This is a genomic window from Paradevosia shaoguanensis, assembly GCF_016801025.1.
Lineage (GTDB): Bacteria > Pseudomonadota > Alphaproteobacteria > Rhizobiales > Devosiaceae > Paradevosia > Paradevosia shaoguanensis.
Window position 1 is genome coordinate 3364647 of sequence record NZ_CP068983.1, and the last position, 23718, is coordinate 3388364.

At 64.5% G+C, this 23718-nt stretch carries 23 protein-coding genes; 9 read left to right on the top strand and 14 right to left on the bottom strand.

The window, feature by feature from the left end; translation table 11 throughout:
- Positions 1-114: 114 nt before the first annotated feature.
- The 3 genes from JNE37_RS16265 (at position 115) to JNE37_RS16275 (ending at position 5630) form a co-directional block, all read left to right on the top strand.
- Positions 115-1830: a flagellar hook protein FlgE gene (locus tag JNE37_RS16265; protein WP_035033468.1), complete on the top strand. Its 1716-nt coding sequence runs from the start codon at positions 115-117 to the stop codon at positions 1828-1830.
- Between the two features lie 75 nt (positions 1831-1905).
- Entirely contained in the window at positions 1906-3780 is a 1875-nt protein-coding gene (flgK, locus tag JNE37_RS16270; RefSeq protein ID WP_203063844.1) for a flagellar hook-associated protein FlgK, read from the top strand.
- Positions 3781-3785: 5 nt separating this feature from the next.
- Entirely contained in the window at positions 3786-5630 is a 1845-nt protein-coding gene (locus JNE37_RS16275) for a hypothetical protein (RefSeq protein WP_203063846.1), read from the top strand.
- Positions 5631-6038: 408 nt separating this feature from the next.
- Here JNE37_RS16275 and flaF read toward each other — a convergent pair whose 3' ends face one another.
- The 7 genes from flaF to JNE37_RS16310 form a co-directional block, all read right to left on the bottom strand.
- A complete protein-coding gene (gene flaF / locus JNE37_RS16280; protein ID WP_035033475.1) occupies positions 6039-6404 on the bottom strand; it encodes a flagellar biosynthesis regulator FlaF in 366 nt (121 codons plus the stop codon).
- The gene (flbT, locus tag JNE37_RS16285; protein WP_035033477.1) at positions 6355-6777 is read right to left on the bottom strand and encodes a flagellar biosynthesis repressor FlbT; all 423 of its coding nucleotides are present in this window, start codon (positions 6775-6777) and stop codon (positions 6355-6357) included. The genes flaF and flbT overlap by 50 nt, the downstream gene beginning before the upstream one ends.
- Positions 6778-6991: 214 nt before the next feature.
- Positions 6992-8854 (bottom strand): flagellin N-terminal helical domain-containing protein, encoded by a 1863-nt coding sequence (locus JNE37_RS16290; RefSeq protein WP_203063848.1) that lies wholly within the window; start codon positions 8852-8854, stop codon positions 6992-6994.
- A gap of 212 nt (positions 8855-9066) precedes the next feature.
- The gene (locus JNE37_RS16295; RefSeq protein ID WP_203063850.1) at positions 9067-9390 is read right to left on the bottom strand and encodes a hypothetical protein; all 324 of its coding nucleotides are present in this window, start codon (positions 9388-9390) and stop codon (positions 9067-9069) included.
- A gap of 167 nt (positions 9391-9557) precedes the next feature.
- On the bottom strand, positions 9558-10022 hold the full coding sequence (locus tag JNE37_RS16300) for a hypothetical protein (protein WP_035089043.1): 465 nt from the start codon (positions 10020-10022) through the stop codon (positions 9558-9560).
- Complete coding sequence (locus tag JNE37_RS16305; RefSeq protein ID WP_052015286.1) at positions 10022-10345, bottom strand: rod-binding protein; 324 nt, start codon at positions 10343-10345, stop codon at positions 10022-10024. The genes JNE37_RS16300 and JNE37_RS16305 overlap by 1 nt, the downstream gene beginning before the upstream one ends.
- Positions 10345-11469 (bottom strand): flagellar basal body P-ring protein FlgI, encoded by a 1125-nt coding sequence (locus tag JNE37_RS16310; protein ID WP_081840554.1) that lies wholly within the window; start codon positions 11467-11469, stop codon positions 10345-10347. Before JNE37_RS16310 ends, JNE37_RS16305 begins: the two co-directional genes overlap by 1 nt.
- Before the next feature lie 218 nt (positions 11470-11687).
- Between JNE37_RS16310 and JNE37_RS16315 the strand changes: the two genes are divergently transcribed.
- From JNE37_RS16315 to JNE37_RS16325, 3 genes are all read left to right on the top strand, one after another.
- Positions 11688-12107 (top strand): flagellar assembly protein FliX, encoded by a 420-nt coding sequence (locus JNE37_RS16315; protein WP_035033488.1) that lies wholly within the window; start codon positions 11688-11690, stop codon positions 12105-12107.
- A 140-nt stretch (positions 12108-12247) separates the two neighbouring features.
- Positions 12248-12667, top strand: a complete 420-nt coding sequence (dksA, locus tag JNE37_RS16320) for an RNA polymerase-binding protein DksA (protein ID WP_035033491.1) — start codon at positions 12248-12250, stop codon at positions 12665-12667.
- Positions 12668-12743: 76 nt separating this feature from the next.
- A complete protein-coding gene (locus tag JNE37_RS16325; protein ID WP_203063852.1) occupies positions 12744-13274 on the top strand; it encodes a GNAT family N-acetyltransferase in 531 nt (176 codons plus the stop codon).
- On the opposite strand, the gene JNE37_RS16330 is transcribed toward JNE37_RS16325, so the two are convergent.
- The 3 genes from JNE37_RS16330 to JNE37_RS16340 all read right to left on the bottom strand — a co-directional run bounded on the left by JNE37_RS16330 (position 13275) and on the right by JNE37_RS16340 (position 17587).
- Positions 13275-14852 carry an ABC-F family ATP-binding cassette domain-containing protein gene (locus JNE37_RS16330; protein ID WP_203063854.1) on the bottom strand — a complete coding sequence of 526 codons (1578 nt, stop codon included), beginning with the start codon at positions 14850-14852 and terminating at the stop codon, positions 13275-13277. It abuts the gene before it with no gap.
- A 491-nt stretch (positions 14853-15343) separates the two neighbouring features.
- Complete coding sequence (locus JNE37_RS16335; protein WP_203063855.1) at positions 15344-16840, bottom strand: carboxypeptidase M32; 1497 nt, start codon at positions 16838-16840, stop codon at positions 15344-15346.
- Between the two features lie 132 nt (positions 16841-16972).
- Entirely contained in the window at positions 16973-17587 is a 615-nt protein-coding gene (locus tag JNE37_RS16340) for a class I SAM-dependent methyltransferase (protein WP_203063856.1), read from the bottom strand.
- 97 nt (positions 17588-17684) lie between these two features.
- Between JNE37_RS16340 and JNE37_RS16345 the strand changes: the two genes are divergently transcribed.
- On the top strand, positions 17685-18389 hold the full coding sequence (locus JNE37_RS16345; protein ID WP_035028939.1) for a glutathione binding-like protein: 705 nt from the start codon (positions 17685-17687) through the stop codon (positions 18387-18389).
- A gap of 129 nt (positions 18390-18518) precedes the next feature.
- Here JNE37_RS16345 and flgH read toward each other — a convergent pair whose 3' ends face one another.
- Genes flgH through flgF form a run of 4 tightly spaced genes read right to left on the bottom strand, consistent with a single transcriptional unit; the run spans position 18519 to position 21767 of the window.
- The gene (gene flgH, locus JNE37_RS16350; RefSeq protein WP_035028942.1) at positions 18519-19253 is read right to left on the bottom strand and encodes a flagellar basal body L-ring protein FlgH; all 735 of its coding nucleotides are present in this window, start codon (positions 19251-19253) and stop codon (positions 18519-18521) included.
- Between the two features lie 12 nt (positions 19254-19265).
- A complete protein-coding gene (gene flgA / locus JNE37_RS16355; RefSeq protein WP_152571799.1) occupies positions 19266-20219 on the bottom strand; it encodes a flagellar basal body P-ring formation chaperone FlgA in 954 nt (317 codons plus the stop codon).
- A gap of 12 nt (positions 20220-20231) precedes the next feature.
- Entirely contained in the window at positions 20232-21017 is a 786-nt protein-coding gene (gene flgG, locus JNE37_RS16360; RefSeq protein ID WP_035028948.1) for a flagellar basal-body rod protein FlgG, read from the bottom strand.
- A 12-nt stretch (positions 21018-21029) separates the two neighbouring features.
- Entirely contained in the window at positions 21030-21767 is a 738-nt protein-coding gene (gene flgF / locus JNE37_RS16365) for a flagellar basal-body rod protein FlgF (RefSeq protein WP_035028951.1), read from the bottom strand.
- 289 nt (positions 21768-22056) lie between these two features.
- On the opposite strand from flgF, the gene JNE37_RS16370 reads away from it, so the two are divergent.
- Together JNE37_RS16370 and fliM are read left to right on the top strand one after the other, a co-directional pair.
- Positions 22057-22557, top strand: coding sequence for a flagellar basal body-associated FliL family protein (locus JNE37_RS16370; protein WP_035028954.1), 501 nt, complete (start codon positions 22057-22059; stop codon positions 22555-22557).
- On the top strand, positions 22557-23717 hold the full coding sequence (gene fliM, locus JNE37_RS16375; protein ID WP_035028957.1) for a flagellar motor switch protein FliM: 1161 nt from the start codon (positions 22557-22559) through the stop codon (positions 23715-23717). The genes JNE37_RS16370 and fliM overlap by 1 nt, the downstream gene beginning before the upstream one ends.
- Position 23718: the final 1 nt, after the last annotated feature.

The following is a 23718-nucleotide window of genomic DNA, read 5'->3' on the forward strand; positions in this document are numbered from 1 at the left end:
CGTGCGGTTGCGGTAATTCAGCAAAATCAATCACTTACGGACTTGGCATCGCTCTTGCAATGCAGGCGGGCAGAAAACGGGCGGTCGGCCGCCATGAGTTTACGGAGTGATTGAATGGGCATTTATGGGGCTCTTGCCACGGCGGTTTCCGGTCTGCGGGCGCAGTCGCACGCGATGGAGAACATCTCGGGCAACATCGCCAATTCACAGACCACGGGCTACAAGCGCATCGAAACCAGCTTCGTCGACCTGATCCCCGATGCGCCGGTGAAGAGCCAGGTGCCGGGTGCTGTGACTTCGTATTCGCGCTCGACCAACAACGATCGCGGCGACATCCAGAATGCGGCGACCGAGACCTTCATGGCGCTCAACGGTTCGGGCTTCTTCGTGGTCGAAGCGACTTCGGGCGATACGTCGGGCACGTATTATACGCGCCGCGGCGATTTCGACATCGACAAGAACGGCTACCTCGTCAACGGCGCCGGCTACCGGCTCAAGGGCCTGGCAATGGCGGGCGGCGTGATCACCGGGTCGGTGCCCGAGGCGATCAAGATCGACAACTCGTTCATGCCGGCCAAGGCGTCGACCACCATCAACTACCAGCTCAACCTGCCGCAGTTGCCGAAGACCGCGTCCTATGACGCGACCGTGCCGGGCAGCGAGCTGATGAAGTCCTATACCTATTCCAACTCGGGCGCGACCAACGCGGCGGTCAACGGCACGCTGGCGCTGACGGCGGGCACGCCGGCCTCGACCTATGTGGCGGACGGTGACACGCTGACGATCAAGATCGGCGCCAATACGCTGACCTATACCTTCTCGGATACGCCGAGTGGCCCGAACGATATCGACCGCACGCAGAACATCGACGTGGCGCTCGACGCCATCCAGACCAAGCTGCGCGCCAGCGGCGTTGCCGGCACCTCCAATGCCTCGGTCTCGATGACGGGTGGCGTGCTGTCGGTTTCGACGGCGGGCAACGACTTCTCCAACTCGCTGACCGTCGGCGGCACCGCGCCGTTCGGCGCGCCGGCTACAGCGCAGAACCCGAACCCGGGCGTGCTGCCGAACCGCATCCTTTCGGGCGACAGCGACAAGTTCATCTCGCAGTCGATCGCAGGCGGCGGCCTGACCCTCTACTCGCCGACCGGCCAGCCGGTGAACGTGCAGATGCGCTGGGCCAAGACCTCGGACGCCGTGGGCGCCGAAAGCTGGGCGCTCTATTACGGCACGGGCGACGCGGCCCCGGCCGATGCCTGGGTCAAGGCGGGTTCCTACACCTTCAACCAGGGCGTGCTCACCGGGCTCAACGCGGCTCCGGGCTCGACCGAAGTCGGCATGACCGGGCTCACCATCAACCCGCTGACCATCGGCGGCACGGCGCTGGGCGCGATCACCATCGACAACGGCGCCAAGGGCATCACCCAGTTCGCCGACAATGCCGGCAGCGCCACCACCACCGAACTGAAGCAGAACGGCTATGGCGCCGGTCAGTTCATCTCGGTCGGCGTGTCCGACACAGGCCGTATCGTGGCGTCCTACACCAATGGCGAGACCAAGGAAGTCGCGCAGATCCTGGTGGCGACGTTCAATGCGCCCAACGCGCTCAAGCGCGGCGATGGCGGCGTGTTCTCGGCCACCCAGCAGTCGGGCGAGCCGATCCTCTCGATGAACGGCGGCATCGTCGGCTCGTCGCTGGAGGCCTCCAATACCGACATCTCGGAAGAGTTCACCAAGCTCATCGTGACCCAGCAGGCCTATGCCGCCAACACGCGCATCGTGTCGGCCGCCGACAGCATGCTGCAGGAAACGCTCAACATGATGCGGTAAGCCCCGCCGCTTCCGCGCTCTCAGTGATCCCGGCGCACGCGCCGGGACTTTGCAGCTTTATCGAGGAGACCCAGGATGGGTTTGACAGTCGCAATCGGCAATGCACTGGCGGGGCTCAAGGCCAACCAGGGTTCGCTCGAGGTGCTGTCCCGCAATATCTCCAATGCGGGCACGCCGGGCTATCACAAGCAATCGCTCAACGTCATCGAGGTGGGCAGGGGCGACAATTCCTACGTGCGCGTGGGGCAGGTGTCGCGCGCCTTCGACCAGACGCTGCAAAACTACTACACCCGGCAATTGCCGGATTCCGGCTATGCCTCGACCCGGGCCAACTTCCTCGACCGGCTGCAGACCTATCTGGGCAAGCCCGGTTCGGCCGGTGCGCTCGATACCTCGTTCGGCTCGCTGCAATCGGCGCTCGATGCGCTGGCGACGAGCCCGGACAATTATGCCTCGCGCGCGGACGTGATCTCCAAGGCGCAGGACATGGTGAGCACGCTCAATCGGCTCACCACCACCATCCAGGGCCTGCGGCAGGAAGCCGAGGGCAAGATCGCCACGAGCGTGGCCGAGCTCAACGATCAGCTCAAGTCGCTCCAGGAGGTGAACCTCGCCCTCTCGGACTACGGCATGGACCAGAACACGCGCGTGTCGATGCTCGACCAGCGCGACCGGCTGGTGAGCCAGATCGCCGAGAAGGTGGACCTGCGCGTCGACTATCGCGATGACGGTACCGTGGCGCTCTCGACGCGTTCGGGCATGAGCCTTTTGGACGTCAAGCGCTCGATCTTCGAGTTCGAGGCGGCGGGCGGCATGGATGCGTCCTCGGCCAATGTCGGCAAGCTGACCCTGCTGACGCCCTCGGGCAGCCGCGTGGACCTGGTTTCCAACAACGTGCTCAAGTCGGGCTCGATCGCCTCGCTGATCGAATTGCGCGACAAGACCCTGCAGGACGCCCAGCGCCAGCTCGACGATATCGCGGCGGCCCTGGCCAAGACGTTCTCGACGGTCCAGACCAACGGTACGGCAGTTGCGGGCGGGTTCGAGATCGACCTCGCCAACGCGACCAATGGCGTGGCGCCGCTGGCGCCGGCCTACCAGAACGGCGACGACCTCGTGGTTTCGTACCGCGACGGCACGGGCGCCTCGCGCGGCATCCGCGTCGTCAACACGGCGGGCACGACGCCGCCACCGGCCAATTACGTGGATGCCAACGGGGATGACGTGTTCTACGTCAACCTGCAGCCGCCGCGCAGCTCGGCCGACATTGCCGGCGAAATCAACGCGATGATGGCGACCAAGTCGCCGCCGATGACCGGGATCACGTTCGCGGACAATGCGGGCAAGCTCTCGGTGACCGGCTCGGGCGGCATCGTCATCAACTCGATGACGGCGCGCACGACGGCGACGTCCAACCAGGACGGGAACCTGGCGCTGCCGCTCTTCCTCGATGCGAATGGCAACGGCACGCCCTATACGGGCGCGGTCGACGGGCTGGGGCAGAAGCTCGGCTTCGCCGGACGCATCAAGATCAACCCGGCGGTGGTGGCGGACAACACCATGCTGGTCAAATACAGCGGTTCGTCGGCCTCAGGCGACTCGGCGCGCGTCGACTACATCGTCAACCAGTTCAAGACGATGAAGTTCGCCTCCGAATACAGGGCCTCGCCGGAGCTGGGCAATTTCCGGCTCAACGGCACGCTGGGGGATATCGTCAACCAGACGGTGGACTACCAGGGTTCGACGATTTCGGACGCGCTCTCCAAGGCCGACGCGCAATCGCTCTCGCTCGAGGCGCTGACCTCGCGCATGACCGAGACCTATGGCGTGGACGTCAACGAGGAAGTGGCGCGGCTCATGGAGCTGCAGAATGCCTATGCGGCCAATGCCCGCGTGGTGTCAGTGGTGCAGGAGCTGCTCGACACGCTCATGCAGACGGTTGGAAGGTAAGGCAGATGCTCGTCAACAAGTCCATGTTCCCGATCCAGGCCGGGTATAGCGTCATCTCCAAGATGAACGAGCAGCTGGGCAAGCTGCAATTGCAGCTGGGCACGGGGCAGAAGGCCTCGAGCCTGGCCGAAATGGGCGGTGACCGCACCAATTCGCTCAGCCTGCGCGCACGCCTGACCAAGCTCACCGCCTATGCGGAGAACATGACCACCGTCAACATGCGCCTGAGCTTCCTCGACCAGTCGTTCACGACGCTGGGCAAGCTCAAGTCGGAGGCCCGTACGTCGGCGACCGCCGGCAGCTACGGCGAAAACAACCTGGTGATGGTCAATCTCCAGAAGATGTCGCAGGACCGGCTGGCGCTGGTCATCGACTCGCTCAACGCCAATGTCGGCGGCCGCTACCTTATGGGCGGCAACGTGACCGACCGGCCGCCGGTGGCCAGCTACAACTCCATCATGGAGGGCACGGGCGGACTGGCCGGCTACAAGCAGACCGTTTCCGAGCGCAACCGCGCCGACATGGGCGCGCCCACGACGCTGGCCAGCATCGGGGTGCCCAAGATCACGGCGACGGGCAACCGCGTCGATTTCAATGCAGCTGGCTTCGAGCAGGCGGGTTATTCGATCGTCTCGATTTCGAGCACGACGGGTTCGGTGCGGACCACGGAGCCGGATCATTCCTCGCCGCCGGCGGATGTGTCGGCAACGTTCACCAGCCAGCCGACGCCGGGCGACAGCATCACGGTGACCTATCGCAAGCCGGACGGCACGACGGCCAGCAAGACGCTGGTGGCCGATACCGACTTCCCGATCGGCGCGGACGCCGATGCTACGGCCGCCAATTTCGCCACGGCACTTGGCACCACGATGGGCGCGCTCGACGGGCCCAAGCTCGGGCGCCTGACGGTGGGTGCGGCGGGCGATACGGTCACGGTCGGCGATATCACGGGGCCGTTCGGCTACAAGCTGGCCAGCGTCACGACAACGAGCAGCACGATTGCGGTCGGCACCAATCTGGGCAGCCCATCGACGGTGTCGGTGGGGTTCCCGTCGCAACCTCGCGCAGGCGATGAAGTCACGATCGGGCTCACCATGCCGGACGGCACGTCGCAGCTGGTGACGCTGACGGCGACGACGGACGTGGCCGGCCCGGGCCAGTTCCAGATCGGCGCGACGCCGGCCGAGACGGCGGACAATTTCAGCCGGGGTCTCCAGGCCAAGCTGGGCAGCACGTCCGAGACGGCGCTCAAGGCGGCTTCGACCTATGCGGCGGCCGACGACTTCTTCTCGACGGATGGCATTCCGCGCCGCGTCGACGGCACGCCGCCGGAAACGGCGACGGCGCTGCGTGACGGCACGGCGGATACCGTGGTCTGGTATACGGGCCAGCTCACCGGCGATGCCCGGCAGTCGGCCACGGCGCAGATCGATGACGTGACGTTTGCCGGTTACGGCGTGCGCGCCAACGAGCAGGGGCTGACCGAGCTCATGCGGACGCTGGCGGCGATGAGCTACGAAGGATATCCGACGGAGGATCCGACCTCCAAGGGGCGGTTCGACGCGATGGTCGAGCGGCAGATGCAGAACCTTTCAGCTTCGACGGCGGCCCAGGATGGGTCGGTGGAGAGCATCGCGCTCGAACTGGGCGTGGTGAAGAGCAGTATCGGCAACACGACCAGCCGCAACACGGCCTACACGCATCAGCTGGAGACCATGCTGACCGATGTTGAGACGGTGAGCATGGAGGAGACCTCGATGTCGCTCCTGGCGCTCAAGACGCGTCTGGAGGCGAGCTATCAGGTGACCGCTTCGGTGAGCCAGCTGAGCCTGGTGAATTATCTGAAGTAGGCGATTGCGGGTGAGGGATAGCGAGGGGGCGTGGCGAGAGCTGCGCCCCCTTGTCGTTGGGGTTTCCCGATCCTGGCGGGGTGCTCTGGAGCAAATCTCGGGTGCGCCACTAGTTTTCCCACACTCACGGAACTTCCCCGGCCGTAGAGCCGGGGTCCACGGATGGCGCCACTCGGGTGGAGGGGTGCAATAGGCCCCGGATCAAGTCCGGGGAAGTCCGGGGGTGGGGAGGGGGCTAGGGAAGTGGGAGGTGAAAGGGCTGTGGAGGGGCTGGGATACACTGGGGAGCGGGGCAGGAGCAGCAGAAGCAAGCGCGCGTGGCCAGCCGTGCGGTTCCGGTCGCAAATGCCAGATACTACCCACAAACAAAAAAGGCGCCCCACGGGCGCCTTTCGCTTTTTTCGCCTCTCAGCGGCCTCGGAGGCCGGCGGCGAGTTGGCGGTTGATGTTGATGAGGGAGTCCAGGCGCCGGGGCTGGGGTTCGACCATGACCTCGCGGGTCTGGTTCATCACGAAGAGGCCGAGATTGGCGATGTTCTGGCGAACGGGGGCCGGGAGGGGATTGTCTTCGCGGGTGACCGAGGTCAGGAAGACCGTCCAGAGCTTGCGATTGAACATCAGGGCGGCGTCGAGCTCGTGGCGGGAATTGTCCCAGTCGTCGCGTACGTGTTCGAGCTGCAGGGCGGCTTTGGCCAGCAGAGCGGCTTCGCGCTCGCGCGGGCTCTCAGTTGCCTTCACCGCCTGTTGATACGCCAGCGCCCCGTGATGCTGCATCGAGTAATTCCTGTTCGTATTCAATCAGCTTCTTGGCTGACTTCAGAGCTTTGTAGAGCGCGCCCGTTAAAATCTCGTTGTTAATCTGGTCGACAAGTGGCGTCATCGACGGCGCGGCGGCCACGATGTCGTTGACCAGCGGAAAATATTCGCGCGTGGCGAGTTCGACTTCCTCGCCGATATACATGAGCTGGATGGCCAGGTAGATGCGCTTGGCGGGGCTGTCGGCGGTCTCGGCGGTCAGGATGTCCTTCTCGCGCAGGATGGGGGCCTTGCCGTCGATATAGAGGCGCGTGCGCTGGTCCGAATTGGTGATGACGCAATTGCCGATCAGCAGCTTCTCACCGGGCTTGAGCTCGACTTTGAGGGACATGGACCTGAGTTCTCCTGTGGGCGCCAGGGGCGGGCGCAGGATCGCGTTTGCACGGATTGTAAGCCCTGCTGGTGACTAAAGCGCTACCAGTCACGGCGGGAGTCGGGAAGGGGAGAGGCGGACGCCTGTCGTCGCGCGGGTATTTAACGCCCCGCAAAGGAAGAAGGCGGGCCGAAGCCCGCCTTCCTCAACTTCAGATGACCCAGCCTGGCGATTAGCGCAGGAGCTGGAGGACCGACTGGTCCGCCTGGGCGGCCATGGAAAGAGCCGAGTTGGACAGCGACTGGCGGGTCTGCAGGGCGAGGAGGTTTGCGGCCTCTTCGTTGCTGTCGGCCAGGGTCAGGTTCGCTGCACCGGTTTCCAGGGTGTTGATCATGGACTTGGTGAAGTCCTGACGGTTCTGAACGATCGAGAGGTTCGAACCGAAGGTCGAAGCCTGCGAACGAACGGTGTTCAGGGCTTCCTTCAGGGTGTCGAGCATCTTGTCGATGCCGGCGTCGGAGTCCAGGTCCTTGGAGTCGATGTTCTCGATCTTCAGGAAAGCGGCGTTCAGGCTCTCGTTATTCTTGGTGTGAATATCGATGGCCGAGGTGCCGGTTTCGTTGAAGGTGATCTTCAGGTTGTCGCCACGGAGCAGGTTGATACCGTTGAACGAAGCGTCATCCGAGAGCTTGTCGAGCTGGTCGCGCAGTTCGTTGTACTGGCCGGAGAGGCCCGAACGCACGGCGTTGCCGAGGATCTGGTTGGCGCCCGTCGAGGTACCATCGATCGTGCCCGAGGACGACACGCCGTCAACGTTCAGATCCTGGGTCGACAGGTTCTCGAGACGGAGCTTGCCGTTGTCGTTCGACGCACGGACCTTGCCCTGCAGGTTGGAGTCCGAGTTGATCTTCTGCACGAGTTCATCGGCGTTGTAGTTGATGCCGGTGACAGTGGCAGCGCCGATGGCGATCGTGGACGTGGTGCCGGTCGTGGTCGACTTGACCGTGATCGCGTTGCCCGAAGCCGTGGCGGCAGCGCCGTCCAGCTTGGTCGACAGGATCGCGGCGAACTCGGTTGCGTTGTCGATCTTGCCATCGCCATTGCCGGCGCGGAGGACGTCAGAGCGGCCGATCTCGACCTTCTGATCCTTGCCGTCGACGGTGACGGTGAACGCGATCTTGGCATCCTTGTTCACGTCGATGGCATTGCCGCCCCACGTGAAGGCCTGCTGGCCGGAAGTGCCAGCAACGCCATCGGCGCCACCGGTACCGGCGACGGCGGCGTTCAGGCCAGCCAGCGTCGGGGTCAGGGTGGAGGTGCCGACGGTGCCGCCGATGGTGGCGACAGCGATGGACGCCGTGGACGACGCGCCCGTGGTGCCCGAGGTGATGGTGATCGCGTTGCCCGTAGCAGAGGCGCTACCAGCAGTACCAAGCTTGGTGGTGATGGCGGCGGCAAAGTTGCCGGCGTCGTTGGCGATCGCGGTCCACTCGGTGGAGTTGAAGCTCAGGTTGTGAGCCGTGCCGTCGATGGTGACGGTGAAGTCGAGGGTAGCAGCGGCGTCAAGCGTACCACCAGCACCGAAGGTGAAGGAAGCAGTGCCAGCCGTAGCAGCAGTGCCAGCAGTACCGGCAGTGCCGGCGGCCGGAGCGGCATTGAGGCCGATCGCGGTGCTGGTCAGAGCGGTGTTCTGCAGTGCGGTCGAGCGGGAGATGTTGCCGAACGAACCACCCGAGAAGGTGATGTTGCCAGCAGCGCTACCGACTTCGAGCGACGAGGTCATGAAGGTCTTGTCCTGACGCGCCTGACGGAGCGTGGACTGCATGGACTCGAGGGTCTTGGTGATCGACTTGAGGCCGTTGTCCGCAGCTTCGAGGGTCTTGACGCCATTGGACATGGCATCGAGCAGGTTACCCATGTCACCGGCACGCGCATTCAGCGAGGAGGCGGTGAAGAAGTTCGTCGGATTGTCGAGGGCAGAGTTCACCTTGTTGCCGGTGGCCAGACGCTCCTGCGTACGACCCATCAGCTGTGCGGTGTTCTGGAGGGAAAGCAGATTCGAACGAATTGCCTTCGAGAGATTGATATCGGACATATTGTCTTCCTTCTGGGTATCCGAGTTGGCTACGGCCTCTTTCTGAGGCGTGCGGTCACTATGAGAGCCAGCCGATAAAAATCCGTTAAACGCACCAATGCATTGCGAGCGATGAGCATGGCGGGCGAGGGCGGTGTTTCGAGCTCACCCTCGTTCCTGTCCTCGCCCGAAAAGGGAGAGAGACCCTGCCGGTTCTATCGATGTGTTGCTGGCTAGATTGTCTTGTCGCGCAGGCGCAGGCCGGAATCGGGCGGAGCCCATTGGTCGCGGCGCAGGGGCAGGTCGATCTGCTGGCCGCTCTGGCGCATGCCGTTGGCGAAAAGCGTGACGGCGAAAAGCGTTGAGGCGGGCAGGGACTCGTCGGTGTCGACGGCGGCGGCCAGGGCCTTGGCCTTCTTGCGCAGGGCGTGAAAGCGCTTGGTGGCCTCCTGCTGGGCGTTGTCGTCCAGCTGGGGCTGTGGCTGGCGGCGTTGCTGTCTTTCGTCCGGCCCGATGGTCGACATCGAAACCGGTGCGGGCGCGATCCTGGCGGTCATGGGCTCTTTTCCTGGGCCACTTGCACTTTGGGAATCGACGCTAGGGAGAATTGCTTAGGCGGCCCTTGGAAAAGAGGGCGCGATTTGCCTCAAATTTTACGATATCGAGACCGGAAAATGAAAACGCCCGCCGAAGCGGGCGTCGATATTTCGTTGAACGGTAGCGGTCAGAGCGACTTGCGGACCGCGATGCCGGCGGTGACCTTGCTGGACGGCGGGATGATGCCGGTTTCGTCATAGGTCTTGGTACGTTCGCGCGAGGCAACCATGGCGGCGGTCTCGGTGAGGAGGCTGTCGGTGAGGTTGCGGGCGCTGGCGATGACCTTGAGGTTTTCGGCCATCTGCGTGGCGAGGCGCTCGTGGCCGCCCTGGAGGCGCTCGAGTTCGGCCGGCGCTTCTTCGCGGAGGCGCGTGATCTGGCGCTGCACGGAGCGGGCGTAGGTCACGTAGTCCTGGGCCAGCCGGGTCTTTTCCGGGGTGAGGCCGCCGGCCTGGCGGAAGCTGCCGGCGCGCAGGAGCGTGGTTTCCTCGTTCATGATGGTCACCAGCGCATCGAGAGCCGTTTCGGCACGGGCGCACAATTCGGTGGCGGGAAGCTCGTCCAGAGCGGCGAGGCGGTCAGCGGCGGACATCAGCGATAGGCTCCGTTAACTGGTACTTGTACTTGAGAGGTGTTGCGGGAGGCTTCCTGGATCTGCAGGAGGCCATCCATGATCTGGTCGGCCAAACCCAGGCCGCCCGATTGCGCGATGGAGTCGGCAAGCTGTTCCGATTGCATGCCGCGCCAGGTTTCCTCGCCGAACCCGCCGCCGAAGCTGGCGCTGTCCGTCTTGATCGAGGAGAACATTTCCTTGAGCAGCGTGTTGATGAACACGCCTTCGAGTTCGGTCGCCTGCGCGCGCAGCTTGTCGGTATGCGGGGCGGCGGCGGTGTTGGAGAGGCCTGAGACGTTCATCACATCACCTGGATTTCGGCCTGGAGGGCGCCGGTGGCCTTGATGGCCTGGAGGATGGCGATGAGGTCGCGCGGGGTGATGCCAAGAGCATTGAGGCCATCGACCAGCGATTGCAGTGTTACGGATTCCGGAACGACGGCCAGCTCGCTGTTGGTCTGGTTGACGTTGAGGTTCGTCGAGGGCTGGACCTGCGTCCGTCCGTCCGAGAAGGGCAGGGGCTGCACCACGGTCGGGTTTTCCGCGATGGTGACGGTGAGGCCGGACTGGGCCACGGCAACGGTCGAGACGCGCACGTCGCGGCCCATGACGATGATGCCGGAATTCTCGTCGATCACGACCTTGGCCGGGGCGTCGGTTTCCACGACGAGCTGTTCGACGTCGGTCAGAAGGTCGACGATATTGCCGTTGAAGCCCTTGGGGAGAGTGACGCGAACGGTGGACGGATCTTCGGGAGTGGCCGTGGGGACGCCGATGAAATCGTTGATCGAGAGCGCAACGCGACGGGCCGTGGTGAGGTCGGGGTTGCGGAGCGCAAGGCGCAGGGTGCGCTGGGCACCGAGCTCAAAGCCGATTTCGCGCTCGATGATGGCGCCCGAGGAGATGCGGCCGGTCGTGGGGACGCCGGAGATGATGGTGGCGGCATCGCCCTGCGCCTTGAAGCCGTTGATGGTCACCGGGCCCTGGGCGATGGCGTAGACTTCGCCATCGGCGCCGAGCAGCGGGGTGACGAGCAGCGTGCCGCCCTGGAGGCTGCCGGCATCGCCCATGGCGGCGACGGAGACGTCGATCTTGGAGCCCTGGGTGGAGAAGGCCGGCAGGTTTGCCGTGACCATGACGGCGGCAACGTTTGCCGTGCGGACGGATTCGCCGCGGGTGTTGACGCCCAGGCGCTCGAGCATGGCCTGGAGGCTCTGCTTGGTGAACGGAGATGAATTGAGGCTGTCGCCGGTGCCATTGAGGCCGACGACCAGGCCATAGCCGACCAGCTGGTTGTCGCGGACGCCCTCGATATTGACGATGTCCTTGATGCGCGCGGTGGCGGCGTGGGCCGGTGCGAAAGGCGCAAGGATCGACGCCGCTGACAGCAGCGCGGCGAAGATGCTTCTCAGTGCCTTCTTGTTCATTTTCGTTCCCCGTTCGGAGCCACCCATCCCCATGGGCGGCGATTACTCGGGGAAGGCATTGCCAGAACCGTGCCAAGTTCGTAGCGGCCTGATTTTTCTACGATTTTTCGAGATTATTTTGCGCGGGAAGCGAAAAGCGGCAATTCCTGCCGGGCGACTTAAGGCGTTGTTAACCCAAACGGGCAGAATTTGCCGGGGAGGAAACGAGCGAGACCGATTTGCGTATTGAAGGCTATTCGAGGACGGCGGGCGTAGGGGCCAGGGCAGGCGTGGGCCGCTCGGGTTCCGCCGGTGCGGTGTTCCAGCCGGACATGGGGGAGATGCCCCGTGTTGCCAATGCGCGGGCGACGAGCCCGACTGCGGGCATCGATGCGCTGCTGGCCCTCCAGGCCATCGAGGATCCGGTGCTCAAGCGCCGCAAGACGGTGCGTCGCGGCCGGGCGCTGCTCGATACGCTCGAAGCCATCAAGGCCGACCTGCTGCTGGGCAGGGTCGGGGAAAGCCGGCTCAACCAGCTGATGGCCCTGATCGGCCAGGCGCGCGAGCAATGTGACCCCGAACTGGACGCCCTGATCGACGACATCGAGCTGCGGGCGCGGGTCGAGCTGGCAAAACTGGGCAAGTACCCGGCTTTCTAGGGCCTTCGACATCACGAAATGACGCCGATCGGCCCTAATCCACTCACGATTTATCGTGATTGACGATCCGTGCTTGCCGGGCAAAGGCCTGTTCACTATATAGGCCGTCCTCAGGGGCGCATTGGAGTTGAGTCCAAGGAATGTCATCTGTTGCCGACCTAGAAGACTACCGGCCCAGTCAAGACGAGCCGTTCATGAACCCGCGCCAGCGGGAGTACTTCCGTCGCAAGCTCGAAAACTGGAAAGAGGAGATCCTGCGCGAAAGCCGGGAGACGCTCGAGAATCTCCAGGAAGAGAACCAGAATCACCCGGACATGGCCGATCGTGCCTCCTCGGAGAGCGATCGCGCGCTGGAACTGCGCACCCGTGACCGGCAGCGCAAGCTGATCTCCAAGATCGATGCGGCGCTCAAGCGTATCGAAGACGGGACCTACGGCTATTGCGAGGAAACCGGCGATCCGATCGGTATCGCCCGCCTCGACGCTCGCCCGATCGCGACGCTGTCGCTGGAAGCGCAGGAAATGCACGAGCGCCGCGAAAAGGTTTACCGCGACGAGTAAGTCGCAGCCCGCAGCGCCGAACATCAATTCAGGGGCCCGCCTTCGCGCGGGCCCTTTCTTTTCCGAAAGAGACGCCATGCTGCAGATCGTCCACCTTGACCATGCAAATCTTGCCGCCGCTGCGGCGATAGATGCCTCGTTCGAGGTGAGCGAGGAGCTTTCGGTCGTGGCCGACGAGGCCGGCATCCGCCTGTTGCCCAAGGCGGTGACGCCCTATCGCAAGGCCTATCACGAGGCGGGTGAGGATCTGCGCGATGCCATAGGAAGCCTCGACCAGGTCGGGTTCGTGGCGCTGCTCGGCGATGCGGTCGCGGGCGTGGTGATCGTGGGGCTGGACTGGACCGGGCTGGGGCTCATCGATTGCTTTGCCGTCGATCCCGCCGTGCGACGCTCCGGCGTCGGGGCGGCGCTGATCGATGCGGCCAAGACCTGGGCGCGAGCGCAGGGGTTGCCGGGCGTGCGGCTCGAAACGCAGAGCAACAACGTCGCCGCCTGCCGCTTCTATGAACGGCAGGGATTCGTGCTCAAGGGGTTCGACGCCGATCTTTATCGCGGCGAGATGCCGGGCACCCGGGAGATCGCGCTCTTCTGGTACTTCTGGTTCTGATCAGAGCGTGATCGTCCGGGTTACGCCGATGGCCTCTAGGAATGCCGAGTCGTGGCTGACGACGATGAGGGCGCCGTCATAAGCGAGAAGACCGGCTTCGACAGCCTCAATGGAGGAGATGTCGAGGTGGTTGGTCGGCTCGTCGAGGATCAGGAGTTCGGGCGGGCGGGTGCCGCCCAGGGTGCAGGCGAGGCCGGCGCGCAACGTTTCGCCGCCGCTGAGCGTGCCGACTTCCTGCAGGGCGGCATCGGCGCGGAACATGAAGCGGGCAAGCGCGGCCCGGCAGGCATTCTCGTCATCGTCCGGATTGAGCGCGCGGAAATTGTCGCGGATCGTGAGGCGTGGGTCGAGAATGCTCACTGTCTGGTCGAGCATGGCGTAGCGGCCGGCGATGCGCACCGTGCCCGATGCCGGGGGCAGGCTGCCGGTGAGGAGGCGAAGCAGCGTGGTCTTGCCGGAGCCGTTGGCGCCGGTGATGGCGAGGCGCTTGGGGCCGATCATCGTCAGGTTGAAATTGCGGATGATGGGCTTTTCGGGATCGGGGCCGCCAGCGAGGTCGTGGGCTTCGAGGATCGTCTTGCCGGCGGATAGGCCGGACGGGGCGAGACGGATCGAGACGTGCTGAAGGATTTCGACCTGGGCACGGGCGTCGGCGGCCTCGCGGGCGGCGTCGTCGCGCAGGCGGCCGGCGATATTGGCCTGGGCGCCTGAGGTGTTTTCGGCATTTTCGCGTCTGCCACCGAGGAGGATTTTCGGGATATCGCCACGTGCGGCCTTGCGGGCGCCCCCGGCGTCGCGCTTGGCCTTCTGCTCGCGCACGGCCTGCACCTTGCGGTCGATCTCGGCGACCTTGCGCTCGGCAGCGGCCAGGCTTTGCTCGGCGGCGGCCAGTTCGAGGGCCTTGCGCTCGGCATAATGGTCGTAATTGCCGCCGTAGGTCCGCGCGCCGAGCGTGGTGAGCTCGACGATGGCATCCATCTGGCGGAGCAGGTCGCGATCGTGGCTGACGACGATGGCGCCGCCGCGCCAGTTGCGCAGCACGTCGGCGACCGCGGCACGGCCATCGGCATCGAGGTTATTGGTGGGCTCGTCGAGGAGGATCATGTCCGGCTCGTCGAAGATGAGCGCGGCCAGGGCAATGCGCGTGCGTTGGCCGCCGCTCAAGGTCGAGAGCGGACGTTCGGGCGTGAGATCGGGGAGACCGACCTTTTCGAGCGCGGCTTCGAGACGCGAGGGCAGCAGCCAGTCGGCTTCGGCGGCATCATCGAGCGAACCTTCACCGGCTTCGAGCCGGGCGAGGCGGGCCAGCTCGTCCCTGGCGCCGAAGATATCGGCCACGGCCTGGCCATCGACGCGCACGGATTGGCGCAGCATGCGCACGGTGCCGGAGACGACCACTTCGCCCGAGGCAGGTTGCAATTCGCCGGCAATGAGCTTGAGGATGGTCGACTTGCCCGTGCCGTTGCGGCCGATCAGTCCCGTGCGGGCGGGGCCGAAAGCAAGGTTCAGGTCCTGGAAGAGGAAATGGCCGTCAGGCGTTGAATAGCTGACGGAATTGAGGGCAACGGAGGAGGGCATTGATACGGGATTCCTGGTGAGCGATGCGGATGAGGCAGTCGTTCAACGTGGAATCCATAAGGCGCCGTCCTGTGGGTGTTGCGGTTGGGCGGAACATAGGGAGATGGGAGCGGGATGGCAAGGGGCGGCGTACGGCGAGGGGGAGCGGACTGAGGTGGAGAGGGGGTGGTGCTGCTGTCATCCGCGCTTACCCCAACCACGTACTTCCCCGGCCGTAGAGCCGGGGACCACGGATATCTCCACTCGGGTGGAGGGGGGCAATAGGCCCCGGATCAAGTCCGGGGAAGTGCAGTGGTGGGGGAAGTTCCGTGGTGGAGAAGCGCGCTAGTCGGAGGCGTGCTGGTGGAGAGGCGAACTGGTGGCGAGGTGCGGAGGTTCGGGGTGAGGAAGCGCCGGGGTGAGGAAAGTGCGGCGGTGTGCGGTGGTAAGTGGCGCGGCTTGGGAATGCGGTGGGGGACGGGACTGGAAATCCCAGCCCCGTAACCTGCCCCTTACGCCCCATACCTCTTCTTCAAATGAGCGATGAAATAGTCCGCGTTCAGCGCTTCCCCAGTCGCGCGTTCCATCAGTTCGGGTGTCGACCACCGCGAGCCCTGGAGCCAGATGTTTTCGCGGCGCCAGTCGTTGAGGGGGGCGAAGTTGCCCTGGCGGATGTCGTCGCGCACGGTCGGGACGGCTTTTTCGAGGGCGGCCCATTGCTGGGCGGCCATCAGGGCGCCGAGGGTGTAGGAGGGGAAATAGCCGAAGGCGCCGCCGGGCCAGTGGACGTCCTGCATCGGGCCGTCCTTGGGGTTGTCCAGGGTTGAAAGGCCCAGATATTCGCTCATCTTGGCGTCCCAGGCCTCGGGGAGGTCGGCGACCTCCAGCTTGCCGTTGACGAGGTCCTGTTCCAGCTCGAACCGCAGGATGACGTGGAGCGGGTAGGTGACTTCGTCGGCGTCGACGCGAATATAGCCGCGCTCGACATGGTTCACGCGGTTGAGCACGTCATCGACTTCCCAGCCGCGCATGGCGTCGTGGCCCATGTGCTGGTGGACGAGCGGCAAGGCGAATTCCCAGAATTCGCGGGTATGGGCGAGCTGCATCTCGACGAACAGGCTCTGGCTTTCGTGAACGCCCATGCCGCGCGCCTTGCCGAGCGGCCAGTGCGCCCATTCGGGCGGCAGGCCCTGTTCGTAGAGGGCGTGGCCGGTTTCGTGCAGGACACCCATGAGCGAGGAGAGGAATTCGTCGGTGCGGTAGCGCGTGGTGATGCGCACGTCGGACGGGACGCCGCCGCAGAAGGGATGGTGCGAGACCGAGAGACTGCCGTGGTCGAAATCGAAGCCGACGGCGGCCATGGCGGCGAGGCCGAGATCGCGCTGCTTTTCGACGGTATAGGGACCGGCAAAGGGTTTTAGCGGGCGCTCGGTGAGGCGGCGGTTCTGCGCCGCAAGGGCTTCGGGCAGGAAGCCCTTGAGGAAGGTCTTGAGGCGCTCGAAGACCGGGGCGACGTTGGCGACGCGGTTGCCGGGGTCGTACTGATCCATCAGGGCGTCGTAGGGCGCAAGCTTGAGGGCGTCGGCGCGCAGCTGCGCTTCCTCGCGCACGAGCTTGACCACGCCTTCGAGGGCGGGGCGGAAACCCTGCCAGTCGTTCTTCGCGCGCAGATCGCGCCAGAGCTGCTCGGAGAGCATGGTCGCCTGGGTGCGGCGGCGAACGAATTCGGTGGGGAGGCAGGTGGCGTTGGTGTAGCTGCGCTTGAACTCGCGCAGGGCGCGCGCGCCGTCCTCGGTCAGCTCGGCCTTTTCGGCATCGGCGATCCAGTCGGCGATTTCGGGGGCAGTGGCCTGCTCGTGATACATGCCGGCCAGGTTCGACATGGCCTCGGCCCGTTTCTCGCCACCGCCCGAGGCCATATGCGTCGCCTCGTCGGCGCCGAGGATGGAAAGGGCGTGTTCGAGGGATTCGAGCTTGTGGCCGAGTTCATCGAGCTTCTGGAAGGACATGGATAGCTCCGGAAAGTGATGGCGGTAGGTTTAGCGGATGGAGGGCGGCGGGGGAACGGGGAGGCGGTGTTTGGGGCTTACCCCCACCCCTGTCCCCTCCCCGCAAGGGGGAGGGAGACGATGGGGCACGAATTAGCTCTCCTCGCGCTTAAATGCTGAATACTGGAAACGCTGTTCGCTGCCCCATGGGGTCTTGTGGGTGTGGCGTAGCGTTTCCTGCAGCTTGAAGCCGGGGCCAAGCAGAGCCGCAAGAGTGTCGGCATCGTGTCGGGCGACCGGGAGGCCGCTGCATTTTTCGGGGCCGTCGGGGGCGAAGGTGGCGAGAATGGCGGTGCCGCCGGGGCGGAGGGCGGATTTGAGGACCGCGACGTAGGCGCGCTGGTCTTCCGGGTCGGTGAGGAAGTGCAGGGCGGCGCGGTCGTGCCAAACGTCGAAGGCGCGGGTGGGGTGCCAGCGGGTGGCGTCGGAGACGACCCAATCGACCTTCTCGGCAACAGCGCCGAGGCGGTTGCGGGCGGCGTCTAGGGCGGCTGCGGAAAGGTCGAGGACGGTGACGTCGTGTTCGGGCAACAGAGCATCGACGAGGCGGGAGGCGCCGCCGCCGATGTCGACGATGTCGGCGGGCTTGCCGCCACTGGCCTTGCCGATGAGGGCGAGGGAGATTTCGGGGCTGGTTTCGAACCAGCTCACCTCATCTTCCTTCTTGGTGGTGTAGACGGTCTGCCAGTGTTCGGTGCGTTCGCTCATGAGGCATAGGTAGGCTCGGGCGGGGCAACAGGGAAGGGGCCTTGCGGAGACGGTCGGCAACAGGTCATGGTTGCTGCCGTTTTCAAGGAGTCTTCAAGTGGCCGATCTATCTGCCTTTCCCATCACCAAGCGCTGGCCGGCGAGCAATCCGGATATCCTGCAACTCTACTCGCTGCCGACGCCGAACGGGGTGAAGGTTTCGGCCATGCTCGAGGAAATCGGGCTTCCCTACGAGCCGCACCTGGTCAAGATCGGCGAGGATGAGAGCTGGACGCCCGAATTCCTCTCGCTCAACCCCAATGGCAAGATTCCGGCCATCATCGACCCTAACGGGCCGGACGGGAAGCCGCTCGGCCTCTTCGAATCCGGCGCCATCCTCATCTATCTCGCCGAGAAGACCGGCAAGCTGCTGCCGACCGATCCCGCGCAGCGCTACGAGACCATGCAGTGGGTGTTCTTCCAGATGGCCGCGGTCGGACCGATGTTCGGGCAGGTCGGGTTCTTCTACAGATATGCCGGCCGCGAATGGGAGGATAAGCGTCCGCTCAACCGTTATGCCACCGAATCCAAGCGGCTGATGGGCGTGCTCGAAGCGCGGCTCGATGGGCGGCAGTGGATCATGGGGGACGAGTATACGATCGCCGACGTGGCGACGTTCCCCTGGGTGCGCAACCTGCAGATGTTCTACGAGGCCGACCCGGTTATCGGGTTCAAGTCGTTTCCGCGCACGATGGAATGGATGAAGCGGGCGTCGGAACGGCCGGCTTCGGTGAAGGCGTTCGATATTCCCGCTCGGGGGTAGGGCGGAGTCTTTTAGCTCACCCAAAACTAAAAGGCGCAGCCCACGGGGTGTGGGGCTGCGCCGTTTGGCTCTGTTCTGGAGCCGGCTGCCGCTGCGCACGATGGGGGAATTGTGCAGCGGCAGGAAGTCTTAGAAGGGCAGGATCGCGTCGAGGACCTGCTGGCCGTAGCGCGGCTGCTGGACGTCGGTGATCTGGCCGCGGCCGCCGTAGGCCACGCGGGCTTCGGCGATCTTGGTCGAGGGGATCGTGTTGTCGGCGCGGATGTCTTCCGGACGCACGATGCCCGAGACGATGAGGTCGCGGACCTCGAAGTTGACGCGCACTTCCTGGCGGCCTTCGATCACGAGGTTGCCGTTCGGCAGGACCTGGGTGACGACGGCGGCGACCGAGGTCTCGATGTTTTCCTTGCGGTTCACCGAGCCGGTGCCCTTGTCGTTCATGCCGGAAGTCGTGTCGACGGCAGCCTTGGCGTCCACGTCAGGGGCGATGCCGTTGAAGATCGAGCCAAGTACGCCACCGACGCCGGCAGTGTTGGTCGAGGTGCGGCCGCGGGCGGTCTGGTTGGAAATCTGGGCCTGGTCGTCGATGGTTACGAGCACGGTCAGGATGTCGCCGACGCGGTGGGCGCGCTGGTCCTTGAAGAAGCCCTTGGCCGATGTGCGGTAGAGCGAGTTCGGCAGGTAGGTGTCTTCGATGGCCTGCGGCATCGGCATGGAGACGGGCTGATAACCGGCCGTGGTGGTCGGGTCCTGGATGGCCGTCAGCGGCGGGGCCTGGCCGACCTGGGAAAGCCGGTCCATGGTGGAGCAGGCGCCGAGGAGCGAGGTGAGGGCGACGATGGTCGCGATCTTGAAAGCGTTCATTCTCGTTACTCCTTAGAGCCCGGCAACGTTGACGGGGCCGCCCTTGATCTCGACGGCGCCACTTGCGGTGGCCACGCCGTTCACGACCTTCTTGGACAGGGAATTTAGGACCGCCACGGGCTGGCCGAGGCTTGCGGAATTGAGGGCCTGGCCCTTGACCGTCAGGGTCATGGGGCCGTTGCGGAAGTAGACGGTGACGGCCTGGTTGCGCGTCACGACTTCCGGGTCGGCCACGTCGGTGGCCTTGAGCATCATGCCGGCACGGCTCGGGCGCTGCAGCGTCTTGCCGATGAGTTGGTCGACGCTGGTGAAGCCAGAGCTTTCGGCGAACTTGAGCGGCACCAGCTTCATCTCGACATCGGTCGGCGACAGGATGGTGCCGGCGCCGAGATTGGCCGAGAGATGCGGGACTTCGATCATCAGGTTGATCTGGCCGGTGACGTCGAGCGGCTTGTCGACGCCCGAGACGGCGAAGCGGGCGGCGAAGGCGCCGCTGGCGGGCATGTAGCGCAGGGTCACGAGCTTGGCGGGGCTCGCGGCGTCATCGGCATTCACATGCGGCAGCATGGTGTCGAAGAGCGCCTGGGCGCTCATGCCCGGGTTGAGGATGCCACGGGTCTTGAGATCGGCGGCGATGAGATCGGTGAGGATGGTCTCGTCGATCGCCGTGCCCTGGCGGGCGACGCGCACCTTGTCGATGCCTTCGGCGTCGAACTCGGTGAGGCCGGCCTTAAGAGCGGCGGCGCGGATGGCTTCGATCGAGACAGTGCCGGCAGTGCCCGGGGCAGGGGCGCGGAACATGGCCTGTTCGGCCTGGAGCCCGGCGCCATCGAACATGTCGCCCACGGTGACGATTGCGGTGCTCACCAGCACGTCGGCCTTGAGGGTCGGAGCAGCCATGGCACTCGAAAGCGCCACGAGGCTTGCCGAGACAGCGACCAGGCTTTTGAGGAGGTTGCGGGACATGATCATCGCCTATCAGCGCATCTGCGAGGTGGACTGCATCATCTCGTCGGCGCCCGAGATCACGCGCGCATTCATTTCGTAGGCGCGCTGGGCGGCGATGAGGTCGGCAATCTCGGTGACCGAGTTGACGTTGGCGGCTTCGAGGTAGCCCTGCATGAGGTTGCCGGTGCCGTCCACGTTCGGCGTGCCGATCTGCGGGGCGCCGGAGGCGGCCGTCTCGAGGAAGAGGTTGTCACCGGCCGATTCCAGGCCCGCCTTGTTGACGAAACGGGCGAGCTGGAGCTGGCCGAGCTGGGTGGCGGCGGTCTGGCCGGGGAGCTTGGCCTCGACGATGCCGTCGGCAGAGATCGCAAGGTCGGTGGCGTTGTCGGGAATGGTGATGCCCGGCTGCACCTGGTAGCCGTTGACGTTGACCAGCTGGCCGGTGTCGTCGCGCTCGAACGAGCCGTCGCGGGTATAGGCGGTGCGGCCGTCGGGAAGCTGGATCATGAAGAAGCCTTCGCCGCGCACGGCGATATCGAGATCCTTCTCGGTGGGGGCGATCGAGCCCTGGCTCATGATGCGCGGGGTGGCGACGGTGCGCACGCCCGAGCCGACTTCGATGCCGGCAGGAACGAGCGTGCCCTGGTCGGAGGTCTGCGAACCGGCGCGGCGGTAGGTCTGATAGAGCAGGTCCTGGAACTCGGCACGCTGGCGCTTGAAGCCCGTGGTGCGCATGTTGGCAATGTTGTTGGAGATCACTTCAACATTGCGTTCCTGGGCGGCCATGCCGGTCGATGCGATATAGAGCGCTTTCATCGGGTAACTCCTTTAGGCCTGGGTGTCGCCGAGGCGCTGAATGGCAGTGCGGCGCAGATCGTTCTGCTGCTGCATGAGGCTCGCCAGGCTTTCGTAAGCCCGCGAGACGCGGATCATCTCGGCCATCTCGGAGACGCCGGAAACGTTGGACTTCTCGACAACGCCCTGGATGACGCGGGTATTGGCGGCAGCATTGGCGCCGGTGCCGGTGAAGAGGTTGCCGCCGGTGTGCTCGATGGCCTGGGCGTCGGCGAATTCCACGACGCGCAGCTTGCCGCGGCCACCCTGCGAGGTGGTGATCGAGCCATCGGCATTGATGGTGATGTCGTCGGTGGCGCCGGTGAACTTGATCGGGCCGGATTCGGTGAGCACCGGATTGCCCGAGAGGTCGACCAGCGTGCCATCAGGGGCCAGCTGGAACGAGCCGGACTTGGTGTAGCGTTCGCCGGCCGGCGTCTGGACGGCGAAGTAGCCGTCACCCGCCAGGGCCAGGTCGAAGGGGTTGCCGGTCTGCTGGAACGCGCCCTGCGTCATGTCGCGCACGGTGGCCCAATCCTGCGTATAGGAGAGGATCTGGTCCTTGAAGGCGAAGTCGCGGTCGCGGGCGGTCGGGCTCTTGTATTCCTCGAACAGGATGTTCTCGGCCTTGAAACCCGTGGTGTTGATGTTGGCCAGGTTGTTGGCCACGACATCCATCTGCCGCTGCAAGGCGATCTGCTTGGACAGACTGATGAGCTGCGCATTTTCCATGGCGCGGTACCCCGTTAATAACTTCGGACCGACCCTGCTTCCCCAAGCCGGCAGGCCCGCAAACCTAACTGCAGAAAGCGTGCCAAGTCGAAAAGTGCAGCAAATACAACGGAATGACGGCCTCATCGCAGATTGCGAAAAGGCGGTGAGAATTTGCCCGGGGAAGAAAATGCCCGGCAATTTCTGCCGGTCTGGAGGGCAAAAGTAACGGTTCGTTAACCAAGCTCCCGCAAAGGTTAACGGGTCGCTGGAATCGCCTGGCGGCAGGGGCTCGGGGGCAACACTGACTATGGCTGCGGAAGCCGAAATCGAAGACGGCGCACTTGCGTCCGCCGCGACCAAGAAGAAGGGTCGCGGGCGTATCATGCTGATCGCGGGCGTTGCGGCCGCCGTGATCGTCATTGGCGCGGGAAGCTATTTCTTCCTCTTCGCCAACAAGCCTAAGGAGACGGTGGAAAGCACCGCCTCGGCAGCGGTCGCTCCCAATACTTTCATCTTCAATCTTCCGGAAATGACGGTGAACCTGTCGAGCCCGGAGGGTTCCGAGAACTTCATGAAGCTCACCATCGCGCTCGAAGTGGCCGATGAGGAGATGATGAAGACCATCCAGCCGCGCATGGCCAAGGTCATCGACGCGTTCCAGGTCTATCTGCGCGAGCTGCGCAAGAGCGACCTCGAAGGCTCGGCCGGTATCTATCGCCTCAAGGAAGAGCTGCTGCGGCGCGTCAACGTCGCCATCGCTCCGGCGCAGGTCGAGAACGTTCTCTTCAAAGAACTCCTGGTGCAGTGATGGCCGGGCCGAACGACAAGGACAAGATTTCGGACGAGTGGAATCTCGACGAGATCACCAAAGGCGCGTCGTCCGATTCCAGTGATTCCGGGCTTTCGGCCGAATGGGCCGCGATGCTCGAGAACGATGGCACCGCCGCTGCTGCCGATGACGGCGTGGACCGCGTGCTCAACCAGGACGAGATCGACAGCCTGCTCGGGTTCGACGCCAATGCGGCGGGCAATGTCGAGCTTTCGGGCGTCCAGGCGCTGATCAACTCGGCGCTGGTGAGCTACGAGCGCCTGCCCATGCTCGAAATCGTCTTCGACCGCGTGGTGCGGCTGTCGACGACTTCGCTGCGCAATTTCACCTCGGACAACGTCGAAGTGTCGATGGAATCGATCTCTTCGGTGCGTTTTGGGGACTATCTCAATTCCATTCCGCTGCCGGCGATCCTTTCGGTCATCAAGGCCGAGGAATGGGATAATTTCGGGCTCCTCACGGTCGACAGCAGCCTCATCTATTCGATGATCGACGTGCTGCTCGGCGGCCGCCGTATCGGCAGCGCCGTGCGCGTCGAAGGCCGGCCCTACACGACCATCGAGATGGCGCTGGCGCGGCGGATGATCGAGGTGATCCTCGATGACATCCACAAGGCCTTCGAGCCGCTGACGCAGATCAACTTCAAGCTCGAACGCGTCGAGACCAATCCGCGCTTCGCCGCTATTTCGCGGCCGGCACATGCGGCGATCCTCATCGAGCTGCGCATCGAGATGGACGATCGCGGCGGCAAGATCGAGATCCTTCTGCCCTACGCCACGATCGAGCCGATCCGCGAGCAGCTTCTCCAGAACTTCATGGGTGAGAAGTTCGGTCGCGATCCGATCTGGGAAGGGCACCTGGCCACCGAGATTTATGCGGCCGACGTCGATGTGGAAGCCGTGCTGCACGAGATGGACCTGCCGCTTTCGCGCGTGCTCGGCCTCTCGCGCGGGGAAACCATCATGTTCGATCGGAGCCCCTCCGATCCGGTCAAGCTGCGCTGCGGCAATATCGACCTGACGCAGGCGATCATGGGGCATATTGGAAACAATGTTTCGGTTCGGACGATCCGGCCTCTCAACCCGCCCAAGGTGACGATGGCGGCCTTCGAGGCGATCGACGAAGCGGGGGAGATTTGAG